The following is a 19,791-nucleotide window of genomic DNA, read 5'->3' as shown; positions in this document are numbered from 1 at the left end:
CTTCCCTACCATCCAATCATTTCATATCTCTGGTCTCACATCGCTCTATCCGCTTCCACACTATGCTGGATCCTCTCTTCCAGCATAAAAAAAGCTTTTTCTTTTTTATTACGTTTTATCTAATAATCGAAAACAGACTGTCAAATACTTCATTCATCGTTGTAATGGCCTTAGAGTTTGCCACGAAGTATTTCTGAAAGGCCATTAAATTAACCATTTCCTCTTCCATATTGACGCCTTCTATACTCATCTTTTCTTGCTGAATACCTTCTAATAAGTCTTTATGAATATTTTGATAAGCATTCACTGCACTTTTATCAGAAGCTACACCAACTATGAATTGGTCTAACGCTTGTTTATAAGAAAGACCTTCTTTATAATCTCCATCTGTAATTCCTGCCAGTTTATTTGCTGTTTCAGCAGAAATTTTCATTTTTGAAACATCTTTTGCGAATTCAGGATTTAACTGAATATCTTTCGCATGATCTCCAACGAAGAAATCTTTTCCCATCACTGTATTCACTTGATTTTTCACAGAACTCATTAAGTCTTCAATATTTTTCTTATAACTAGCAATCTTTCCTTTCGTATCTATTGCTGATTGAATGGCTCCACCTGTTAAAGAAATATCCGATCCATAAATCGCAACAGTCATCGGTTCGCTCCCCTTATTTAATTGAAGTGGATATGTGTCTTGTCCATTTACTGTTAAAACGCCATTTATTCTAACACTCGCGATATTAGGATTCATAGATTCATAAGACACTTCTATATTGGTATATTTAGACATCTCTGTAATAATGCGATCACGTTCATCTAATAGTTGATTAGGTACTTGTGTTCCTGCCTGTCCAATTTTTTTATTCGCTTCTGCTAAACTAGCACCAAGACGATTAAATTCATTGACATGCGCTTCAATATCTTCTGTCGTCTGTACTTCCGCTGCATCTAAGTTTTTCGCAAGACGATTTATTTGACTTGTGAACTTTCCAGTTTCAGCAACTAATGTATCGAAGTAGTTTGATTGTTCTGGATTTTTCGCAACTTCACGAAAAGCATTAAAAAAACCATCCATTAAACTAGATAATGAATTCTTTCCTGTAGTTCCTACCATAGACTCTACTCGTGATAAAGTAGAATTCATATATGCATAGTAAGAGAACTGTGACAACTGATCATTAAATTGCTTCGTTTTCACTTCATCAGTAATTCGGTCAACACCTAATGTTTGTACACCCGAACCAATTCTCTGTCCTGGTGTATGACCATTACTTGCTCCTACAGACCCTAAATTCACGGCTTGACGCACATAGCCAGGTGTATGAATGTTAGATAAGTTTTGTTTCGTCGTTTGTAATCCCATTTGGGCCGCTAGCATACCAGATAGCGGTGTATTATAATCAGATAACCTCATAATGCTTCACTTCTCCTTTACAATAGTTCATTCATAAAGATTTGCGAATTATTGTTTTTCTCCAAATTGTATTCAGAAACGGAATCTACAATACTCTCTGTAGTTTTTAATAGTACGTTTAAGTAATATTGATTTTTCAAAAGAATCATTTTTACATTTTCTTCTAATTTATTTAAACTTTTTTGCAATTCTTCTATTTTTTCAATTTCTTCCGGTGAAAAATACGAAAATAGCGAACGCATACGCAATGGTTCGACTTTCTTTTCTTCACAAAACTGAACAACCATCTCCTCAAAAGAGCGAGATAATCCTTTTACACCTTCTATGTACTGCAATTGTTCCACTTGCAGCTTTTGAACTGCATTTACATTTTTATGTTTTAAATTCTCATATATTTGTTCTCCAAGCGTTTGAATATTTTCATATGCTTTTTGAATGATAACAAGCTTTTCATATAATTGTATGTACATATAGCTTCCTTCCCTTTTACAAGACTAAATTTACAATTAAACCATGAATTTCTCCAATTTGATTTAACATTTCTAAATGCCCTGTTTTCGTATTAATTAAATTCATAACATCTTCCATTTCATTTAATCCCACTTCAGCTTGTTTTACAATTGTCATTTTCTGCGAATATCCATAACGCGGATGACGAGACATAACGTCTTTATATTGCAGTAAGTTATCAACGTAAAAATTCAAAAATGATTTCACAGTATTTTTGTATTCCATAACATTATCAAGCGTTAACTCTAATTCAATTTTCTCTTTAATTTCCCCAATGTTATCAACTAGCGCTTCCATTTGTTCTAACAATTTATCTTTTTTCGGATCTGCATGCAAATTATCCGAAAATGCAAGTCCTGTCCTGACATTTGCTTCTTTCGGCATTTGAGTAGCAGGCGGTATATGCGATAAAATTGGATTATGCGAGATAGAACGCAGCATATATATCACCTATTTATTTTTTTATTTCTTTCAAAACTTAATCGTAAAATCCAGTTATTTATAATTATACTCTGAACACTCATATTTTGCAGTTATTTTTTATAGAAGATATGTTACAATTTAGCATGAGGTGGCACAAATCTATGAATATTTTTCTTTGTGGTTCAAATCAATTAACAGCATTAGATCAAGAAGAAATAAAAAAATTTTTAATTGACTATGCTCACAAACATAAAATTTACATATTATGCTATAAAGCTATTGAAAATGAAGTTCTTCGTTTTTTCATTGAAAACGAAAGACTCGCTCAAAATTTATGCCTTTATACGCTACAACCGTTACATGTATTAACAGACGAATTTCAAGAAGTCGTTGATTATTTAAAAAAACACGGGGCTGAATATATTGCTTTTGATCATCCTTCCGACTCCATTTATCGATCAGATTATATGTTTTTTGTAAAGCAAATTGTCGAAGATACTGATTTAGTTCTCTGTTTTTATAATGGGGATAAACATACGTCTGTCATTCCTATTGACATTGCAAAAGAAGCAGGAGTTGACGCAGTTATTTATGATTTACCAGGCTTACATGAAAAGCAGATGAAAAAAAGCTTTGAACAAAAAATTCGTATGATGTAAAGGGGGAGGCACAATATCGTTATTGTGCCTATTGTAAATATGAAAACTGAACAAGATTATGATCATTTTATTACGAGTTTTAAACAGCTATTTAATATGGATATCGCTTCCTATAAGCAAGATAGAATGCGCAGAAGAATCGATGCTTTCATTTCAAGAAAAGGTTTTGACAATTATACAAACTTTTTAAACAGTTTACGCACCGATCAAACATTATTTTTAAGTTTTATTGACTACATTACGATTAACGTTTCAGAGTTTTTCAGAAATAAAGAACGCTGGCAAACACTAGAGACAAAAGCTCTACCAAAGCTACTTGAACAAAATAACGGCAAATTAAAAATTTGGAGTGCTGCTTGTGCTGCCGGTGAAGAACCATATACGCTTTCTTTAATCTTATCGAAGCATCTAGCTCCGTTTCGGTATGACATTCAAGCAACGGATCTTGATTTTCATGTTTTAGAAACTGCGAAGCGTGGTCAATATATAGAACGCTCTTTGAAAGAATTACCTAATGATTTAAAACAACGTCATTTCACAAAAGAAGATGATACATATATATTGCATCAAAATATTAAACAGCAAGTTACATTCAAACAACATGATTTATTAATGCAGACATTTGATACGAACTACGACTTAATCATTTGTCGAAATGTAATGATTTACTTTACAGAAGAAGCCAGAATAAAGCTCTATGAAAAATTTAGTCGTTCTTTACGAAAAGGCGGCGTACTATTCGTTGGTAGCACAGAACAAATTTTAACACCCGAACGCTACAACCTTCAGCGTTTTGATACATTCTTCTACGAAAAAATATAGAAAAAGGTCGTCATAATTGAAATGACGACCTTTTTTTATTATATAATACGAATCAATATAATACCTATAACCCATATAAAGAGAAATAGAGCTGTAACAGACCATTTATGCTCTTGAATCGTATGTTTCAACGCATGCGATAATTGCGTCATATTCATTTCTGCAAGTGCTCTCCACACACTTGCATCACGTTCTTTAGAAATGCGATCCGTACCGCTAATTAAAATTGTTTCGTTAGACAATTTTGTCATGTAAGCTGTAATAACTGTGATCATTAAATTCGTATTTCCTTCTGATGTATCTTGTTCCACTCTAGAAATGAGCGCACTTACATCAAGTAACGGAATATGCACTTTTCTTCCAAACGAAAGCTGCACTTCAGCAAAATCATACGTTCCGTCTAATAACGGAACTCCCTTTATATGCGCTTGTTTAATAAGCCCATGCAAACTTCTAACAATCTGTTCATATATTTTTTCCGATTGCTTTCCCTCCTCGGACAACATATGTAGCTTTGAAAACAACTGCAACACTGTATCCATTTCTTTAGAAAGCATTTCTTTTACAATCTTTCCATCACCTAAACTCGCAAGTATAATCCCTATTTCATTATTTTTCGAAATGATTTGGGACTGCCCCGTAAACACAAGGTTACTTTGTTTTCGTTCTTTCTGAATTTCATGTTCTGAAATAGCTGCAGGCTGTTTTAATGGGTGTAGCGTCTTATTTTCAATTGTAGTACGTTTAATTTCCATTTAAGCGCCTCCACTACTATCAAATTATTAGCCCCACTCTTTATTACTCTTTAAAACTAAAAACAGTACAAATAATCCTGACATAATAGCAAACACATTAGAGGCTTGTACTCCCTGCTCACTTTTTTCTTCTTTCTTCTCTTGTTGTTCTTCTATTTTTTCTTTCTTTTTAGAAACAACTTGATCATCATTTTTACTTTTTTTCTCTTTATGAGCCTTCACATTATTTACTTCCTTATTGTCTGTCGCTGACTCTTTTATAACGTAATTTATTTCCTCTTTCTCTTTCAACGGCTCTTTTATAAAATAGTTTACTGTCTCTTCTTGTTTTGGGATTTGAACAACTGGAAGTTTTTCTTCCGGAAGCGGAGTCGCTATTTTCGAATCTTCCTGCTTCTCAGCTTCTTTCTTATCTTCTAGTTTATTTTGATTCTCATGTTCTTCTATCTTTTCATTATCTTCCACTTTTTGTTCGATGATAGAAATGATATATTCACTCTCTGTCACAAGTTTGTTACCTGCTGCATCTGTTACTTCCACAATAAGTTGGTGCGGACCACTAGGTAACGCTTCTGTTATTTCAATTATTTTCTGCCAATCCAGGTCGTGTTTATTATAGTCTAATAAAAAAGTAATATCGTTACCTTCTTCTTTTCCCTTTAATATAACTCGCACTTCTTTAACAACGGATTCTATATCTACCGTCTTTACTCGTATATGAACGGATTCTCCCTTTTTCCGTTCAATGAAGTTCTCTTTCGCCTCATCAATAGTAACCTTCTCTAACTTCGGCAATTCTTTATCTATAGTCGGTGTTTCGTTATTTATTCGAATGAGCGGAATATTTAATTCATTCTCTACTACTTCTTCCTTCTCATCTTCTTTATAGCTTTCAACGAACTGAAGGTTCCAATCACCTTGCAAATCATACATTCCGACTTTGTAATTAGCGACCCATCGTTTCGTTTCTTCTTCATACTCGAAAGATATTACCCTTTCCTGTCTGTACTGCTCACCATTTTTTTGTAATTGCAATACACCTTTTACACTTTGAGTATTTTTTTCATTTGGCTCTACAGCAATTCGCAATTCTTCGCCAACCTGTAATTCCTGCTTATTAACTGTAATAATTCCTCGGTCTGTTTCTATCTTTCTTTCTTCTCGTTGTTCTTTCTCCTGCTCATTCTCTACTACTTTTTTTTCATCTTCAACCGGGGGTATTTCCGTTCGTTCCGACTGTTCCCGATCTTTTATATTTTGCTCTTTTTGCTCTTCTTGCTCATTCACTTCACTTACATTTTGCTCTTGTACACTTATTTCTTCCGCTTGCCCCTGCAACGGGAAGAAAGTACATATATGTAAAAATAGCAAACTCACTAGAAAAAACTTTACGTTTTTCATCTATTTGTTCAAACTCCTATAGCGATTTCGTCACTTTTACTCCGAAAAATCCATCTACATTTACAAGCTCTCCATAAGCAACCAATACATCGTTCACATAAATTTGAATTGGTTCATCAATATCTTCATCCAGTACGACCGCTTCATTTTCTTGTAAACTTAAAATATCTTGAATTGTCCTCACTGTACTTCCAAATACAAATTTAACATTCATTTCTACATTTTGTAGAATAGATGCATCCATATACACTGGCTCTACCTGTTTAACTTCTTGATATTCAATCGGCTGTATGACTGGTGCAGGAATTTCTTCCTCTTCAATAACTTCTTCAACTATTACTTCTTGCTCTTCCATCATCGGATAAAGAAGTCGTCTAGCCATTTCTTTTGCTTCTGATATTGGTAGTATTTGATACATCTTTGACTGAAGAAGGTCACCAATTTCAATGTTAAACGTAATTTGAACGAGCTCGTCCACTTCCATCGCTTCTCCCAAATATTCCATTTCTTCTTTTAACGAAACAAATTTAACATCTGGTGGTGTCATATCCATTTTTTCTTTAAATATTTCTGACATTGCTGTTGCAGCATGCCCCATCATTTGGTTCATGATTTCTTTAATACCGCTTAACTCTAATTCACTTAGTTCTTTATCCGGATCGATCTCACCCGTTCCCATCATCATTAAATCTACCATTGTTAAAGCAACATCTTTCGTAAATACGAATACGTTCTCATTCTTTAATCCTTCAACAAAATCGACATTTAATATAACAAATGGGACTGGCACTCCGTCATAATGACGAACATTAATTGCCTCTACATTTGGTGTACTAATAGAAACAGGCTGATTTAAAAGCGTCGATAGTACGGTTGAAGCCGAACCAATTGAAATATTCGCAATTTCACCAAGCACATCTTTCTCTTCTTGTGTTAACTGCTCTTTCTCAACATGTTCTTCTACAACCTCAGTTTCCGCCACTTCCGTCTGCTCTTCTATTCCTTCTTCCACACCACCAGATAATTGTAATAATTTATTTATCATTTGTTTCGCATGTTCAACTGAAACAATTTGTACAAGTTTAGAGTCTATAAGATTATCTATTTTTAATTCAAACGCTACTTTAACAATTACATTACTTCCATTAATACTAGAGATTTTCTCCATCTCTTCCTTAAGTTTCACAATTTTGATTGTAGGTGGGGACATATCCACTGTATCCTGGAAGAATTCCGACATAGACGTTGCTGCGAATCCCATCATTTGATTCATTGCTTCTTGTACTGCACTTAGCTCTAATTCACTAAGCTCTTTCCCTTCTTCAACTACCCCTGTTCCCATCATCATTAAATCCGCAATAGATAAAGCGACGTCTTGCTTTAAGACAAGTAGATTTTCCATATCTAATCCTTTTGTGAAATGGATATTTAATACAACATGCGGAATTTCAACATTACTTGTATCATATAAATCCACCAATTCAATATGAGGAGCAGTAATACTTACTTGCCTATTTAAGATTGTTGATAATACAGTCGAAGCTGAACCAAATGATATATTTGCAATCTCGCCAAGAATATCGCATTCTTGAGGCGTTAAACGCTCATTTTCTTTTTCTAGCACAATCGTGCTCGTATCCCCTTTTGTGTGTTGCTCAGGCATTTTCCCTGCCTCCTCATTTCTGTTTTTCTTTCAACGATATAAAGTGAAACTTTAATCAGTGGGGGTTTTGTTCATCCCCCACTGATTATCAGCCCGCACCAATCGGGCGTTTACGGACAGTTAATCTCCCACCTAACTTCTTTGTTCCAGCCGCATTTTGAGGTGGGAGTTTTACTGCCCACAAATAGCGGGATAAACTTTCTATTACACTCGTTATATTTATCAAACGTATTATTCCCGCAATATTTGCAAACGACTATCGTTACACACTCAATGAATAGTTCTAACCAAAAAGCTCCCCAATTGTATACAAGTGGGGAGCTTCCTTCATTCCTATTATAAACCTTCTGGGTTTAAAATGAGGACCACTCGTCCATCACCGAGAATTGTCGCACCAGAGAAATAGTTAGAGCTCTCTGCAAAGAAGTCGCCTAATGACTTTAAGACTATTTCTCTTTGACCGATAATTGTGTTGACAATAAGTCCATAGCTACGATGTGAATTACGAACAATTAATACAGGAACCATTTGACTATCATATGATGCAAACGCATCATCTACTGTTTTTTCACCAAATACAGTGTTTAAATGTTTTACTTCAATAATTTGATTGCGATAATTTAAAACGTCTTTTCCTTGTAACGATTGAATATCTTCCTTTTGAATTCGAATCGCTTCGACTATATTACCGAGAGGCAACGCATAACGCGTATCGTTTGTTTGAACAAGCATTGATTGAATAATAGACAATGTTAACGGAAGTTCAATTCTGAATGTACTTCCTTTTCCTTCCTCAGAATCAATAATTAAATGCCCACCTAAACTATGAATCGTATGTTTAACAACATCTAATCCAACACCACGTCCAGAAAGGTCAGACACAACTTCAGCTGTACTAAATCCTGGTTGGAAAATAAGATCATACACTTCACGATCCGTTAATTTATTTGCCTCTGTTTCTGTTATAACACCATTTTTAATCGCTTTTTCTAATACTTTCTCTTTATAAATACCGTTTCCATCATCAGTAATTTGAATTACGACATGATTTCCGCTATGGAACGCTTCTAATTTAATAGTACCTGTTTCATTTTTGCCGGCATCACGGCGTTTTTCAACAGTCTCAATCCCATGATCAATTGCATTACGAATTAAATGAACGAGTGGATCACCAATTTCATCAATAACTATTTTATCAACTTCAGTATCTTCACCTGTAATTTGTAAATCGATTTTTTTCCCTAAATCTTTCGCTAACATGCGTACCATACGCGGGAAACGATTGAAAACTGTTTCAATTGGTACCATACGCATATTTAATAGTACATTTTGAATATCTTTTGAAATATCCCCTAATCGATTTAAATGCTCGATTAACTCCTTATTTTGAATCGTTTCTGCTAATTCATCAATTCGTCCACGCTCAATTACACTTTCTTCAAACATATTCATTAATGTTTCGATTTTTTCTAACTGAACACGAATAGAACGATTCTCCACTTTAGCATTTTTCGTTTTTGTAGTACGTTTAGTTGACGTATTGCTCACCGGTTGAATAGGCAGTTCTAACGATGACTCCAGCTGTACGCCTTCTTGTACTTTATGACTACCTTGCTTCACTTCTACTTTCTCAATTTCAGAAACATGAAGCACTACTCGTTTCAATTCTTCAACACTATGATCGGTATTCATATATACTGTAAACTCAAATCCAAAAGCATCCGCTTCAATTTCTTCAATGCTTGGAACCGTTTTTTGTATATTACCTAAATTTTGTAATGCTTCAATACACATAATGGCACGTACTGCTTTTAAAATAGCTTGTTGTTCAACAGTTATATATACTTCATGCGAAACTGTATCATCATTATTTATACTACTTTGCTCTGCATTTTCCATAGAAGCTTCTACATTTCCGTTCAATAATGCTTCTAATTTAAATTTCGTTGATACAACATCTATATTACCCATTCCGCCTTGCTGCACATCTGCAACCATCTTTTCTAAATTATCAATACATTCAAAAATAACATCAATAATATTAGCATTCACCATCATATTTCCATGACGGATTTCGTCTAAAACACTTTCCATCTTATGCGTTAAATCCGCCATTTCTGTAAATTCCATACTCGCAGACATACCTTTAAATGTATGAGCTGAGCGGAATATTTCTCCTACAACACCCATATCGGCAGGATTCCGTTCTAAATTTAGCACATTTTCATTTAGCGACTGTAAATGTTCTTCTGCTTCTTCAAAAAATATATTTAATAGATCTGTTTGCACTTTAATCCCCTACCTGTCTAACAAACATTTCATTTATGTATAACAATTTAGTGTTTTAAAACAAGAAAAAAGGGGGCCACATATCTATCTACTATCATTGTTTTGATTCCTTGTGGCACCCCTTATATTAGCTGTTTGCTACTTTTGTTAAAGCTTCAATAACACGATCCGCTTGGAATGGCTTTACAATAAAGTCTTTTGCCCCGCCCTTAATCGCATCTAACACCATACCTTGTTGTCCCATTGCGGAACAAATGACAACCTTTGCACTCGAATCAATTTTCATAATTTCTTTTAATGCTTCAAGTCCGTCCATTTCAGGCATCGTAATATCTAGTGTTACAATATCAGGTTGAAGCTCTTTATACTTTTGAATCGCTTCTACCCCATTCTCTGCTTCACCGATAACTTCAAATTCAGAATTACTTTTTAACAAGTTTTTAATCATTGTTCGCATGAACATCGCATCATCTACAACTAAAATTTTATGTGCCATTCTTTTCGGTTCTCTCCTTACTATGTATAAAAATATCTTAATATTTCACCTTATCATTCTCACTCATTATACAAAATAAAACGATAAAATTTAATATTTTTTTAAAAGAATTTCTGTATTTTTATTATTTTATTACTAAAATAGAAATATATTATTCCTTAATATATATTACAACGCGGCGGTTCTTCTCCCAATTTTGTGGTGAATCATTTGGTGCTACTGGTTTTGTGTCTGCATACCCTACCGCTGCTAACCTTTTATCATCCACATTATACACTTCAATTAAATGATGAATCATATTAGCTGCACGTGCTGAAGATAATTCCCAGTTGGAAGGGAATTTTTCATTATGAATCGGTCTGCTATCTGTATGTCCTTCTACAACAATTGGATTTGGTACCGATTGGAAGAACCCTACTAATTGACTAATTACTTCTTTCGCTTCCGGCTTAACATTCGCATCACCCGTATCGAATATTAAATTGTCTACTATAACGATGCTAACACCTGTATCTTCTCGATATACATTCACTTGACTAACACCATTATTATCCACATATGCTTTTAACTTTTTATACAATTCATCCATGCGCTTTTTTGAAACTGCTTTTTCATCATTTTTTTCATGTGAAATATCTGGTATTGTATTTTCCATTACTTTTGCATTTACTTGCTCCGCGTCACTGAACTTTTCAAGCATCTTTGATAATTTTACTGTATCTTGCTTTGAAGTCGCAACTAGTAATACAAAGAAAGTTAGCAATAACATCGTTAAATCAGTAAAAGTCGTCATCCAACGAGGCGATCCTTTTTGCGGTCGCTTGCTCATCATACCACTCCTCAAACTACTAGGCTGCTCGTTTTTCTTTTTTTATCTTCGTTTCATATACGTATGTATCAAGTTTTAACTTTAATTTGGAAGGAATTTGTCCTCGGTACAGCTCTGAAATTGCTTCTATTACAAACTTCTTCTCTGTATACAAATCTTCAATACCGCGATACACCTTTTCAGATAACGGTATTGCAATCATATTTGCAATCAAAGATCCATATAATGTCGTCAACATCGCAACTGCCATCCCTGTACCAATTTGTGAGGTATCTTGTAAGTTTTGCAACATAATAATAAGACCAATTAATGTTCCTATCATGCCCCATGCTGGAGCGAAATCACCAATTTTATCTAATAATGTCGCTCCTTTTCTTAACTCATACACTTCAGTTTCAACATCTTTCATTAACACTTCTTTTAATTCAGCTTCATCATAGCCGCTTAACATTAAACGAATTCCCTTTTGAATAAAAGGATTGTCTACTTGCTCTCCATCAACTTCTAAAGAAAGTAAGCCGTGTTTTTTAGACTTTTCCGAAAAATCAACGAACAAATCCGTTAACTGTTCTAAATCTTCTTCTCTTCTATGTAAAACAGTAAAAATACTTTTCGTATATTTTTTTATTTCTCCAAATCTATATGCCACAACGATTGTCGCTGTTGTTCCTCCTATAACGATTAAAATAGATGAAACATCTAAGAAGTTTTTAAAACCTTTTATTCCACCGCCGCCAAGCATGATTGCCGCTATTACAATCGTAAAACCTACTATAATGCCAATTGGGCTAGAAATGTCAAACTTCCTTTTTTTTCTTTGTGGTCTAGCTAATACTTGATTTTCGTCTCCCATATTCCTGCCCTTCCTTTTCATTTTTATAAAACATTTTTTTATTTTAATAATGCGTTTTCACATATAACATTCATTATACGCTTATCATCTATTTATCGCAATATACTCATAAAATTGACACATTTCATTTCCATATTAGAATTATAGTATGGAAATATGAGGAGGATCACGATGGAACGTAAAATTTTGCAAGTCATTGCATTAGCAGAAAAACTAAAATATGAAATGCGTCATAGTTGGATTTCTAACGGACGTCAAGAAAGTGTCGCTGAACATACGTGGCGTATGTCCTTAATGGCTATCTTAGTTGAGCCTTATTTAGATCAAAAAGTAAACATAGAAAAATTACTTAAAATGGTCATAATTCACGATCTTGTTGAAGCAGAAGCGGGTGATATTCCTGCCTTTGATACAATGAATAGCCGTGAATTACAATTACAAAAACAAAAAAATGAGCAAAAGGCTATTTTAAATATTAAACATACACTAGAAGGTTCTCTTGGTGAAGAATTATACGATTTATGGATGGAGTTCGAAGCGAAAGAAACGTATGAAGCAAAAGTTGCTAACGCGCTTGATAAACTTGAAGTGAAAATTCAGCATAACGAAGCTGATATTGATACCTGGCTACCAATTGAGCATAAAATGACTTTCCAAGTTGGTAAACATACAGATTTTGACTCTTTCTTGTCTAAATTACAAAAAATCATTGAACAAGACGGAGAAAAAAAATTAATCGCTGCTGGCATTGATGTTGAAGCATGCAAACAGTAACCATTTAATTATGAAATAAGACACTCATTTTGAGTGTCTTATTTCATAATTGTTGATATTGCTTGCTTATAAATAAGTTGTTGTTTTCCATCTACTAACATTAAGACTGTAAATCTATCTACTCCAACTACTTCCCCTACTATTCTTACTCCGCTCTTTAAAAATGTAGTAACTGCACCTTTTTCTTCTTTTATTTGTTTATACAACTCTTCTTGTAAGTGTTCCATAAATGTTCTCCCCTTTACAAATAAATAATCCTAATATAAAAAAATAAAGATTAATCACTTATATACTTTGTCTTTTATATTCATAAACTTATTAATTAGTATATCCAAATCTCGACTAAATAACAAAACTTTATTATGATCTAATCCATGTTGGACAACAAGTTGAATTAACTCTTTCTTTTTGTGTTCTATTTTATTGTGTAATTGTCCCATCTCCATCTCTATACTAAAACTCCCTTTTCCCATAATATTACTTGTAAAATTATAGTACATTTTCACTCATAAAAAAATAAAAAAATGGTTTTTTTTACAAATTTTATATTTATGAAAAGAAATTTTAATGTAATTGTAAGTTACATACCACTTCCATATTGTTTTACCATTTTCAAAAAAGCGCTATGAAACAAAGTGAATATCATATTTAAATCAGATCAAAGGCTCTTGTCTAATTAGAAGTAAGACTTGCTCCTTTTCCAAATAAAAACATATCTTATAAAGTAATCCATTAGTTATATAGATTAATTTCCTAAAAAGGAGGAAAAAACATGAGCTTTGGTGGTAGTTGCGCTGGTTTCGGCGGTGGATTTGCTTTACTCATCGTGCTATTCATCCTTCTAATCATTATCGGATGTAGCTGTTGGGGTGGCGGCGGAGGGTTTTAAATATAATACGTATCCTTTTCGCTAAACCCTAAATGAATAAAATATGTTAACTAAAAACTATACGAAAACAGCTCATATTTGAGCTGTTTTTTCATACTTTCGTATGAATTAATATCCTTCTTTTAAGTGATTTCAATAAACAAAGCATCGTTTAATATAAAATAAGAAACATTTTTACTAAGGAGGATTATAATGATTAAAGGTCTTTATGAAGCACATTTACCTGTCTGTAATTTAGAAATTTCGATACCTTTTTATGAATCACTGGGGCTCAAATTATATAAAAGAGACAAAGATATCGCCTTCTTTTGGATTGTAGAAAATGAAAGTTGGATTGGTCTTTGGGAAGGAAAAGAATACAAAGTTAATTATCATCCATCCTTACGACATATCGCTTTCCAAGTAAGCTTACACGATTTAGAAAACGCGATACACTGGCTCAAACAGAAAGGAATTCCAGTGCAAAAAGACTTTGGAATGGAGCCAATTGAGCCAATCGTTTTTCCCGAGCTAGCACACGCCTCTATATATTTTAATGATCCTGATGGAAACAGTTTAGAATTTATTGCAAAATTACCTGTTGAACTACTCAAGGCAGAAAAAATGTATTTAAGCGAATGGAAAAAACAAGTACAAGCATCGCTAATTTTTAGTTGATACCATTCATTAGTGCTGAGTAACAATAAAATTATTTAAAAATGTAAGTGCTACCATTTGAGAAGAAACTAAATATTTATGTTAAAATAAAAGTGAGATTGTGAAGTATTACACTTAATCTATAGGCTCGAATCAGTTAAATTCGATTTTCATAGTGAAAAAATATTTATTAAATTTGATTAAATAGGGGGTTATTTTGGAGACTACATTAATTTTCATATGTATTATATTAGTGGCTTCTGTTTTGCAAACAAGTACAGGTTTTGGCTTTTCCATAATGGCAACACCTTTCTTACTAATGTTATTCTTACCACAAGAAGCTATACAAATAAACATTATTTTATCATTAATTATTTCAATATCACTCATTTGGAAAATAAGAATGGACATTGACTTTATTCTACTGAAAAGATTAACTTTTGGAAGTATAGTTGGTGTACCTTTTGGTATTTTAATCTTCACTTCTATTAACATAAACGCTTTTAAATTAGCAATCAGCATCCTGCTCTTAATCTTAACATTGATGCTAATATGCAAATTTAAGATTAAATCAACACAATCTAGGGATTTCGTAGTTGGTGGCTTATCAGGCCTTTTAACGACAAGTATTGGTATGCCAGGACCTCCCTTGTTACTATACTTTACAGGAACTGATACTGAAAAAGGGAAGTTAAGAGCAACTACTTTGGCTTTTTATCTGTTTATATATTTCATTAGTCTCATAACTCAAATACTCTTTACTGGAATGAACAGAACAATTTGGGAATCAAGTTTTTATGCAATTCCAATCATATTTCTAGGTTTGTTTATAGGCCAAATTATTTTTAAATGGCTTAATCAACGGATTTTTAAAATATTTACATATATCCTTTTGAGTTGCACAGGTATTTATCTCCTTATTGAAAGTTTTAATTTGTTATAAATAAGTTTTTCAAATTAGAAGGTGCTTTAGAGTTTGCAATAACATAGATCTAAACGAATTTATTGGTGTATTTTTAAGTGCCGTGGAGTATTTTACATCAAAAATTAAACAAATTTTTTTTAACCCCGTCTTAAAATCAGAACGGGGTTATACGTGTTTTAAGTTTTTAAATTAAATAACTTTATTGTCAGTTTACAATTAGTAATCCCACTGATGATTCTTTCATGAGAAGAATATTTTAAAGCTACAAGTTCATCAATAGAATACTAACTAAACCATAAAAAGCGGCTATTAGGCCGCTTTTTACATTAAATATTTTATAAAGCAAAGACCTGAACTTACTATCACGAATATATTAAAGAATAAGAAAAATCCTTTTTCAAAATCTGTATACTTTTCTACTTTTACTCCTCGTTTTTTTAACTCCATAATAATCATTGCAATTTCTTGTGCATACTCAATACTTCCAAATTGTATATAGCTGTTATTATATTTAATCTCAAAGACATTTTTCATTTTTTTATGTTGCGAAATAGATTGTATATCTTCTATTGGCATGCTATGTTCATTTGTTTTTTTAAAATAACAATCTAATCCTTTCATGATCACTCTTTTATTTGTTAAAACGATATAATAATAAAAAGTAGCTCCTACGTAATATATATTTGGTATTACTTTATTATTTGCCATATATCCTTCGTCTACTAACAGTTCCTTCTCAATTTCTTCACCAGCTTGTAATTCATTGCGAATTGACTCTTCTAACATTTGTAAAGTTAATTTTTTTAATAACTCTCCATTTCTCACATAATACTTATCTATATTTATAGAATCATTCGCTTCTTTCTCTAAACGTGTAATTTCTTCTTCTGAATATTGGAGCTCATTTAACATCGATAATAATCTTTTATCCATATTACACACTCCCCTTCCACAGTTTTTGAAGTTTTTTCTTCCCTCGAGAAATTCGGTTGTATATATAATCCGCTGTTACTTTTAAGTCTTTTGCAATATCGTCAATGGAATATCCATCAATATACCTCTTTAAAAAGATATAACGATCCTTTTTATTTAAATCTTGCACTATTTCCATAATCTCTTCTTCTTGTTCTATTTCATAACTATCATGGATACCTTTATCTATTTCTACGTCTTTATCCATTTTGTTCTCTCTATATACTTTCTTTTTATATTCCAATGCCTTTAATTTAGTAATACCAATCATCCAAGATTTTAAGTTTCCCTTTTCTATATCAAATTGGTCGATATTAAACCAAATGACAGTAAATACATCGTTATAACAATCATCCACATATTGTTTCTCAATAGGGGTACTTAATGATTTATGAATAATATATAAAATTAATTTTCCATATTGATCAATGACTTCTTTCAAAGCATCTTGATCACGTTTTTTCATAGCTATAATTAAATCCTCTTCAGAATCGAAAATCATAAACATCTTCCTTCCTCAGTTCCCCTTTAGCAGCTGCTTTTACTTACTATTGGCATTTCATTCTCATTTTCTATCACTTTTGTAAAAATTTATTAATTTTTATTTTCATTTTATATAATAACAAATAAAAACCGAAGTTGAGAAAGCGAGTCCTACTTTCTTAGCTTCGGTTTTTTATTTGATTTTATTACTTAAACTAACGTCTCACCACATACTGTTTTTATATTTTTAAAGTAGTGAAGGTTTTCATTACCTTCACCTTCATCAAACAAATTGAGCTGTTTCATAATTTCAACAGCAAATTCAACATACGCAGATCCTACTGCTGTTATGACTTTCCCATCCACAGTTACATCTTTATTTTGTTTATATTCCCATTCATGTAAATGCGCTAAGTGTTTTTCATCTAGAGTTAATGATGTTGAGAATTTCTTCTTATTAAGCACTCCGGCTGCATGTAGTAGAGCTGTCCCTGCACAAATGCCTGCTATCCATTTATTTTGCTTATGTAATTCTTTCACGATAGATAACAGTTGTTCATTTTCTAAATGGCGAAAAATATGTCCTCCTGGTACAATAAACACTTCGTAATCCACTACTTCAATATTCTCTATAGAGACATGTGGTTGACACAAAAATCCGCCTTCTCCTGCAACTGTTTTTCCGTCTACAGTTGCTGTTATTATTTCGAATTCCTTACTTGTCAAAAATAAACTCGCTATATTCACTTCAAATTCTGCAAATCCATCAAATAAAAAGATTAAAGCTTTCTTCATTTTATCCCCTCCCTCTCTAACCAATTCGAAAACAAATACATTTCTCCTCCAAAAAAAGACAAACCCACATCTCAGGTTTGTCTTTTCAATCATTTTTTATTTAATCCTTTCTCACTCAAAAACTCTTTCATATGCATTCTCTTCTCTTTTGACATAAATGTGCTCATTGATTCCGTCCATGTTACGTTTTTTTGATTTGACGATCTTTCTTTGTAATACGCACTCATCGTTTCATCATATTCGTTTAATAATTCATCATATTTCTTTTCATCGTATCCATTTTCATGAAGAATGGCCGCTACCGATAAACGTGGCTTAACTCCATGATCTTCATCTGGTACGCCAACTGTCATTCCGAATACCGGATATACTTTATCCGGTAAATGAAGCAATTCACTCACTTCTTTCGGGTTATTACGAATTCCGCCAATATAACAAATGCCGTATCCTAATGATTCAGCTGCAAGTGCTAAGTTTTGTGCAAATAATGAGGCATCTACTGTTGCTACAATAAAGTCCTCTACTCCCTCATGTTTAATTTCTGTTCCATGTTTCTCACATGCAGTTTCTAAACGTTTTAAATCCGCACAGCATACAAAGAATGCTGCACAGTCTTTCACATGACGATTCCCGGATAATTCAGCTAGTTTAGCCTTTAGTTCTTGATCTGTTACATATATAAGAGAATACGCCTGTACAAAATGTGAGGAAGCCGCATGCTGAGCAGCTTGCACTATTCTTTCTACTATCTCTTTTGAAATTGGTTCTTCTTTATATTTACGAACTGAAACGTGTTGCTCCATTTTATGTATCATCTCATTCATGAAAATCACTCCTTCTTTCTCTTCATAATGAAAAATTAACATATCTTTTTCATTATTCACAACTTATAAGCACGAAAAGAGCAATTCTTTGTGAATTACTCCTTTTTTAATGTCTATTAATACGGTATATGAAATTATATCGGTCGTTTCGACAAAGGATATCGACTTATCAACAAATAACGAAAGATTTATATGCTATTATGCAATTGTTGTTAAGCTGCTTTCAAAACTTTAATTCCTTTGACAATATTCCAAATGAAGTAATAAATTCCTACAAGAATAAACACTGCATACGTTATAACCATTCCAATTCCAACGCTCTCAGATTGATTGAAACTTAAACCGTATACCCCTGATAAAGCTAATCCGCCAAATAAGATTGCGTACGGGAAAATATGTGACCAAAATGCTTTTTTTGCGTGATATTTCACTTCATCTTCCGCAACGAAGTACACGATAATTGGCAGTAAAAATGGTGCAAAAAAGATACTAAAGTAACATAGCGAAGATAAAATATTATTTCCTTTCATCCGATTCACCTCTAAAGTTTTTTGTTACCTTCATTATGTCAGGAAACCACTTTAGAAACTATCGCTTTACCTTTCATGAACATGACATCTTTGTAAGATTTTTCTCAAACTAAAACCCACCTGATTCCAGGTGGATTTTAGTTTGAGTTTCATTATATTCGATTTAATAACCAATATTGTGTGATTGCTAAATATTCTCGAACGTTCGATTGAATAACAATTGGCTTCGGTGTTTTCGCCGGAAGACCTTCTAATGTCACTCCTTGTTTTTCTGCAATCTTTTTTGCTCGGAACATATGGAAATCGTTCGTTACAATCATCCCTTTTTTCATATGTTCCGGGATAAGAGGTTTTGAAAATTTAATATTTTCATCTGTGCTCGTCGAACGGTCTTCCATTATAATGCGGTCTTCTGCAATATTTTGTTCCATTAATCCTTGTTTCATCGCTAATGCTTCTGTAATATCTTCACCTTTTCCTTGGCCTCCAGATACGATAGCAATTGTTTTATCATGTGATTTTAAATACTCAGCTGCTTTATCAATACGATATTGCAATGAGTAAGATGGTTTCGTCCCATTTACTTTCGAGCCTAGTACAATTATATAATCCGCATCGTCAATTGCATTCATATGCCCATGCTTATAGATGTTATATTGTAAAAACCCCGCATACACGGCGCAAATCATTATAACAACTAAAATGTACTTAATTATTTTCTTCTTTCTCATATTCATATACTCCTATTTCCTTTACTTCCTTCATGATAATATCCATTTATTCGTTTGTATACAGATAAATTCCAATTCAGCATAAATTCCCCTCTAAAGTAATATTAATCATATCTTT

24 protein-coding genes are annotated in these 19,791 nt (G+C 32.9%); 6 read left to right on the top strand and 18 right to left on the bottom strand.

The window, feature by feature from the left end:
- Window positions 1-115 precede the first annotated feature (115 nt).
- Genes flgK through NSQ47_RS03075 form a run of 3 tightly spaced genes read right to left on the bottom strand, consistent with a single transcriptional unit; the run spans window position 116 to window position 2,365 of the window.
- Window positions 116-1,414, bottom strand: a complete 1,299-nt coding sequence (flgK, locus tag NSQ47_RS03085) for a flagellar hook-associated protein FlgK (protein WP_341036060.1) — start codon at window positions 1,412-1,414, stop codon at window positions 116-118.
- Window positions 1,415-1,431: 17 nt separating this feature from the next.
- Window positions 1,432-1,884, bottom strand: a complete 453-nt coding sequence (flgN, locus tag NSQ47_RS03080; RefSeq protein ID WP_341036059.1) for a flagellar export chaperone FlgN — start codon at window positions 1,882-1,884, stop codon at window positions 1,432-1,434.
- Between the two features lie 16 nt (window positions 1,885-1,900).
- Window positions 1,901-2,365, bottom strand: coding sequence for a YaaR family protein (locus NSQ47_RS03075; protein ID WP_002149161.1), 465 nt, complete (start codon window positions 2,363-2,365; stop codon window positions 1,901-1,903).
- 143 nt (window positions 2,366-2,508) lie between these two features.
- On the opposite strand from NSQ47_RS03075, the gene NSQ47_RS03070 reads away from it, so the two are divergent.
- Together NSQ47_RS03070 and NSQ47_RS03065 are read left to right on the top strand one after the other, a co-directional pair.
- Window positions 2,509-3,006, top strand: a complete 498-nt coding sequence (locus NSQ47_RS03070) for a flagellar motor switch protein FliG (protein WP_002201059.1) — start codon at window positions 2,509-2,511, stop codon at window positions 3,004-3,006.
- A 39-nt stretch (window positions 3,007-3,045) separates the two neighbouring features.
- Window positions 3,046-3,828: a CheR family methyltransferase gene (locus tag NSQ47_RS03065; protein ID WP_341036058.1), complete on the top strand. Its 783-nt coding sequence runs from the start codon at window positions 3,046-3,048 to the stop codon at window positions 3,826-3,828.
- Window positions 3,829-3,866: 38 nt separating this feature from the next.
- Here the strand turns inward: NSQ47_RS03065 and NSQ47_RS03060 are convergent, their stop codons facing one another.
- From NSQ47_RS03060 to NSQ47_RS03030, 7 genes are all read right to left on the bottom strand, one after another.
- Window positions 3,867-4,583 (bottom strand): hypothetical protein, encoded by a 717-nt coding sequence (locus NSQ47_RS03060; protein WP_078173047.1) that lies wholly within the window; start codon window positions 4,581-4,583, stop codon window positions 3,867-3,869.
- 27 nt (window positions 4,584-4,610) lie between these two features.
- Window positions 4,611-5,984, bottom strand: coding sequence for a transglycosylase (locus NSQ47_RS03055; RefSeq protein ID WP_341036057.1), 1,374 nt, complete (start codon window positions 5,982-5,984; stop codon window positions 4,611-4,613).
- Window positions 5,985-6,000: 16 nt separating this feature from the next.
- Window positions 6,001-7,647: a flagellar motor switch protein gene (locus NSQ47_RS03050; RefSeq protein WP_341036056.1), complete on the bottom strand. Its 1,647-nt coding sequence runs from the start codon at window positions 7,645-7,647 to the stop codon at window positions 6,001-6,003.
- Window positions 7,648-7,983: 336 nt separating this feature from the next.
- Window positions 7,984-9,936: a chemotaxis protein CheA gene (locus NSQ47_RS03045; protein ID WP_341036055.1), complete on the bottom strand. Its 1,953-nt coding sequence runs from the start codon at window positions 9,934-9,936 to the stop codon at window positions 7,984-7,986.
- A gap of 127 nt (window positions 9,937-10,063) precedes the next feature.
- On the bottom strand, window positions 10,064-10,432 hold the full coding sequence (locus tag NSQ47_RS03040) for a response regulator (protein ID WP_000940577.1): 369 nt from the start codon (window positions 10,430-10,432) through the stop codon (window positions 10,064-10,066).
- 151 nt (window positions 10,433-10,583) lie between these two features.
- Window positions 10,584-11,261 (bottom strand): OmpA family protein, encoded by a 678-nt coding sequence (locus NSQ47_RS03035; protein ID WP_341036054.1) that lies wholly within the window; start codon window positions 11,259-11,261, stop codon window positions 10,584-10,586.
- A 19-nt stretch (window positions 11,262-11,280) separates the two neighbouring features.
- A complete protein-coding gene (locus tag NSQ47_RS03030) occupies window positions 11,281-12,114 on the bottom strand; it encodes a flagellar motor protein MotP (RefSeq protein WP_341036053.1) in 834 nt (277 codons plus the stop codon).
- Window positions 12,115-12,285: 171 nt separating this feature from the next.
- Between NSQ47_RS03030 and NSQ47_RS03025 the strand changes: the two genes are divergently transcribed.
- Window positions 12,286-12,888 carry an HD domain-containing protein gene (locus tag NSQ47_RS03025; protein WP_341036052.1) on the top strand — a complete coding sequence of 201 codons (603 nt, stop codon included), beginning with the start codon at window positions 12,286-12,288 and terminating at the stop codon, window positions 12,886-12,888.
- Between the two features lie 38 nt (window positions 12,889-12,926).
- Here NSQ47_RS03025 and hfq read toward each other — a convergent pair whose 3' ends face one another.
- On the bottom strand, window positions 12,927-13,115 hold the full coding sequence (gene hfq, locus NSQ47_RS03020; protein ID WP_078180501.1) for an RNA chaperone Hfq: 189 nt from the start codon (window positions 13,113-13,115) through the stop codon (window positions 12,927-12,929).
- A gap of 54 nt (window positions 13,116-13,169) precedes the next feature.
- Window positions 13,170-13,388: an aspartyl-phosphate phosphatase Spo0E family protein gene (locus tag NSQ47_RS03015; protein WP_088078210.1), complete on the bottom strand. Its 219-nt coding sequence runs from the start codon at window positions 13,386-13,388 to the stop codon at window positions 13,170-13,172.
- 272 nt (window positions 13,389-13,660) lie between these two features.
- On the opposite strand from NSQ47_RS03015, the gene NSQ47_RS03010 reads away from it, so the two are divergent.
- The 3 genes from NSQ47_RS03010 to NSQ47_RS03000 all read left to right on the top strand — a co-directional run bounded on the left by NSQ47_RS03010 (window position 13,661) and on the right by NSQ47_RS03000 (window position 15,356).
- A complete protein-coding gene (locus NSQ47_RS03010; protein WP_000007805.1) occupies window positions 13,661-13,777 on the top strand; it encodes a YjcZ family sporulation protein in 117 nt (38 codons plus the stop codon).
- A gap of 192 nt (window positions 13,778-13,969) precedes the next feature.
- Window positions 13,970-14,434: a VOC family protein gene (locus NSQ47_RS03005; RefSeq protein WP_341036051.1), complete on the top strand. Its 465-nt coding sequence runs from the start codon at window positions 13,970-13,972 to the stop codon at window positions 14,432-14,434.
- A gap of 196 nt (window positions 14,435-14,630) precedes the next feature.
- Window positions 14,631-15,356, top strand: coding sequence for a sulfite exporter TauE/SafE family protein (locus tag NSQ47_RS03000; protein WP_341036050.1), 726 nt, complete (start codon window positions 14,631-14,633; stop codon window positions 15,354-15,356).
- A 303-nt stretch (window positions 15,357-15,659) separates the two neighbouring features.
- On the opposite strand, the gene NSQ47_RS02995 is transcribed toward NSQ47_RS03000, so the two are convergent.
- The 6 genes from NSQ47_RS02995 to NSQ47_RS02970 all read right to left on the bottom strand — a co-directional run bounded on the left by NSQ47_RS02995 (window position 15,660) and on the right by NSQ47_RS02970 (window position 19,673).
- On the bottom strand, window positions 15,660-16,271 hold the full coding sequence (locus NSQ47_RS02995) for a PH domain-containing protein (protein WP_002202562.1): 612 nt from the start codon (window positions 16,269-16,271) through the stop codon (window positions 15,660-15,662).
- A gap of 1 nt (window position 16,272) precedes the next feature.
- Window positions 16,273-16,818, bottom strand: a complete 546-nt coding sequence (locus tag NSQ47_RS02990) for a sigma-70 family RNA polymerase sigma factor (protein WP_341036049.1) — start codon at window positions 16,816-16,818, stop codon at window positions 16,273-16,275.
- A gap of 185 nt (window positions 16,819-17,003) precedes the next feature.
- Window positions 17,004-17,588: a DJ-1/PfpI family protein gene (locus NSQ47_RS02985; RefSeq protein ID WP_033710417.1), complete on the bottom strand. Its 585-nt coding sequence runs from the start codon at window positions 17,586-17,588 to the stop codon at window positions 17,004-17,006.
- Between the two features lie 89 nt (window positions 17,589-17,677).
- Complete coding sequence (gene nfsA / locus NSQ47_RS02980; RefSeq protein ID WP_341036048.1) at window positions 17,678-18,412, bottom strand: oxygen-insensitive NADPH nitroreductase; 735 nt, start codon at window positions 18,410-18,412, stop codon at window positions 17,678-17,680.
- Window positions 18,413-18,624: 212 nt separating this feature from the next.
- Window positions 18,625-18,942 carry a DUF4870 domain-containing protein gene (locus tag NSQ47_RS02975; protein ID WP_002158508.1) on the bottom strand — a complete coding sequence of 106 codons (318 nt, stop codon included), beginning with the start codon at window positions 18,940-18,942 and terminating at the stop codon, window positions 18,625-18,627.
- Window positions 18,943-19,094: 152 nt separating this feature from the next.
- Window positions 19,095-19,673: a YdcF family protein gene (locus tag NSQ47_RS02970; RefSeq protein WP_341036047.1), complete on the bottom strand. Its 579-nt coding sequence runs from the start codon at window positions 19,671-19,673 to the stop codon at window positions 19,095-19,097.
- Window positions 19,674-19,791 lie beyond the last annotated feature (118 nt).

The organism is Bacillus sp. FSL R10-2780 (assembly GCF_038006125.1).
In the GTDB taxonomy this organism is placed as follows: domain Bacteria; phylum Bacillota; class Bacilli; order Bacillales; family Bacillaceae_G; genus Bacillus_A; species Bacillus_A cereus_U.
The sequence above is the reverse complement of the archived record's forward strand: the minus strand, read 5'-3'. Positions and strand labels throughout refer to the sequence as shown.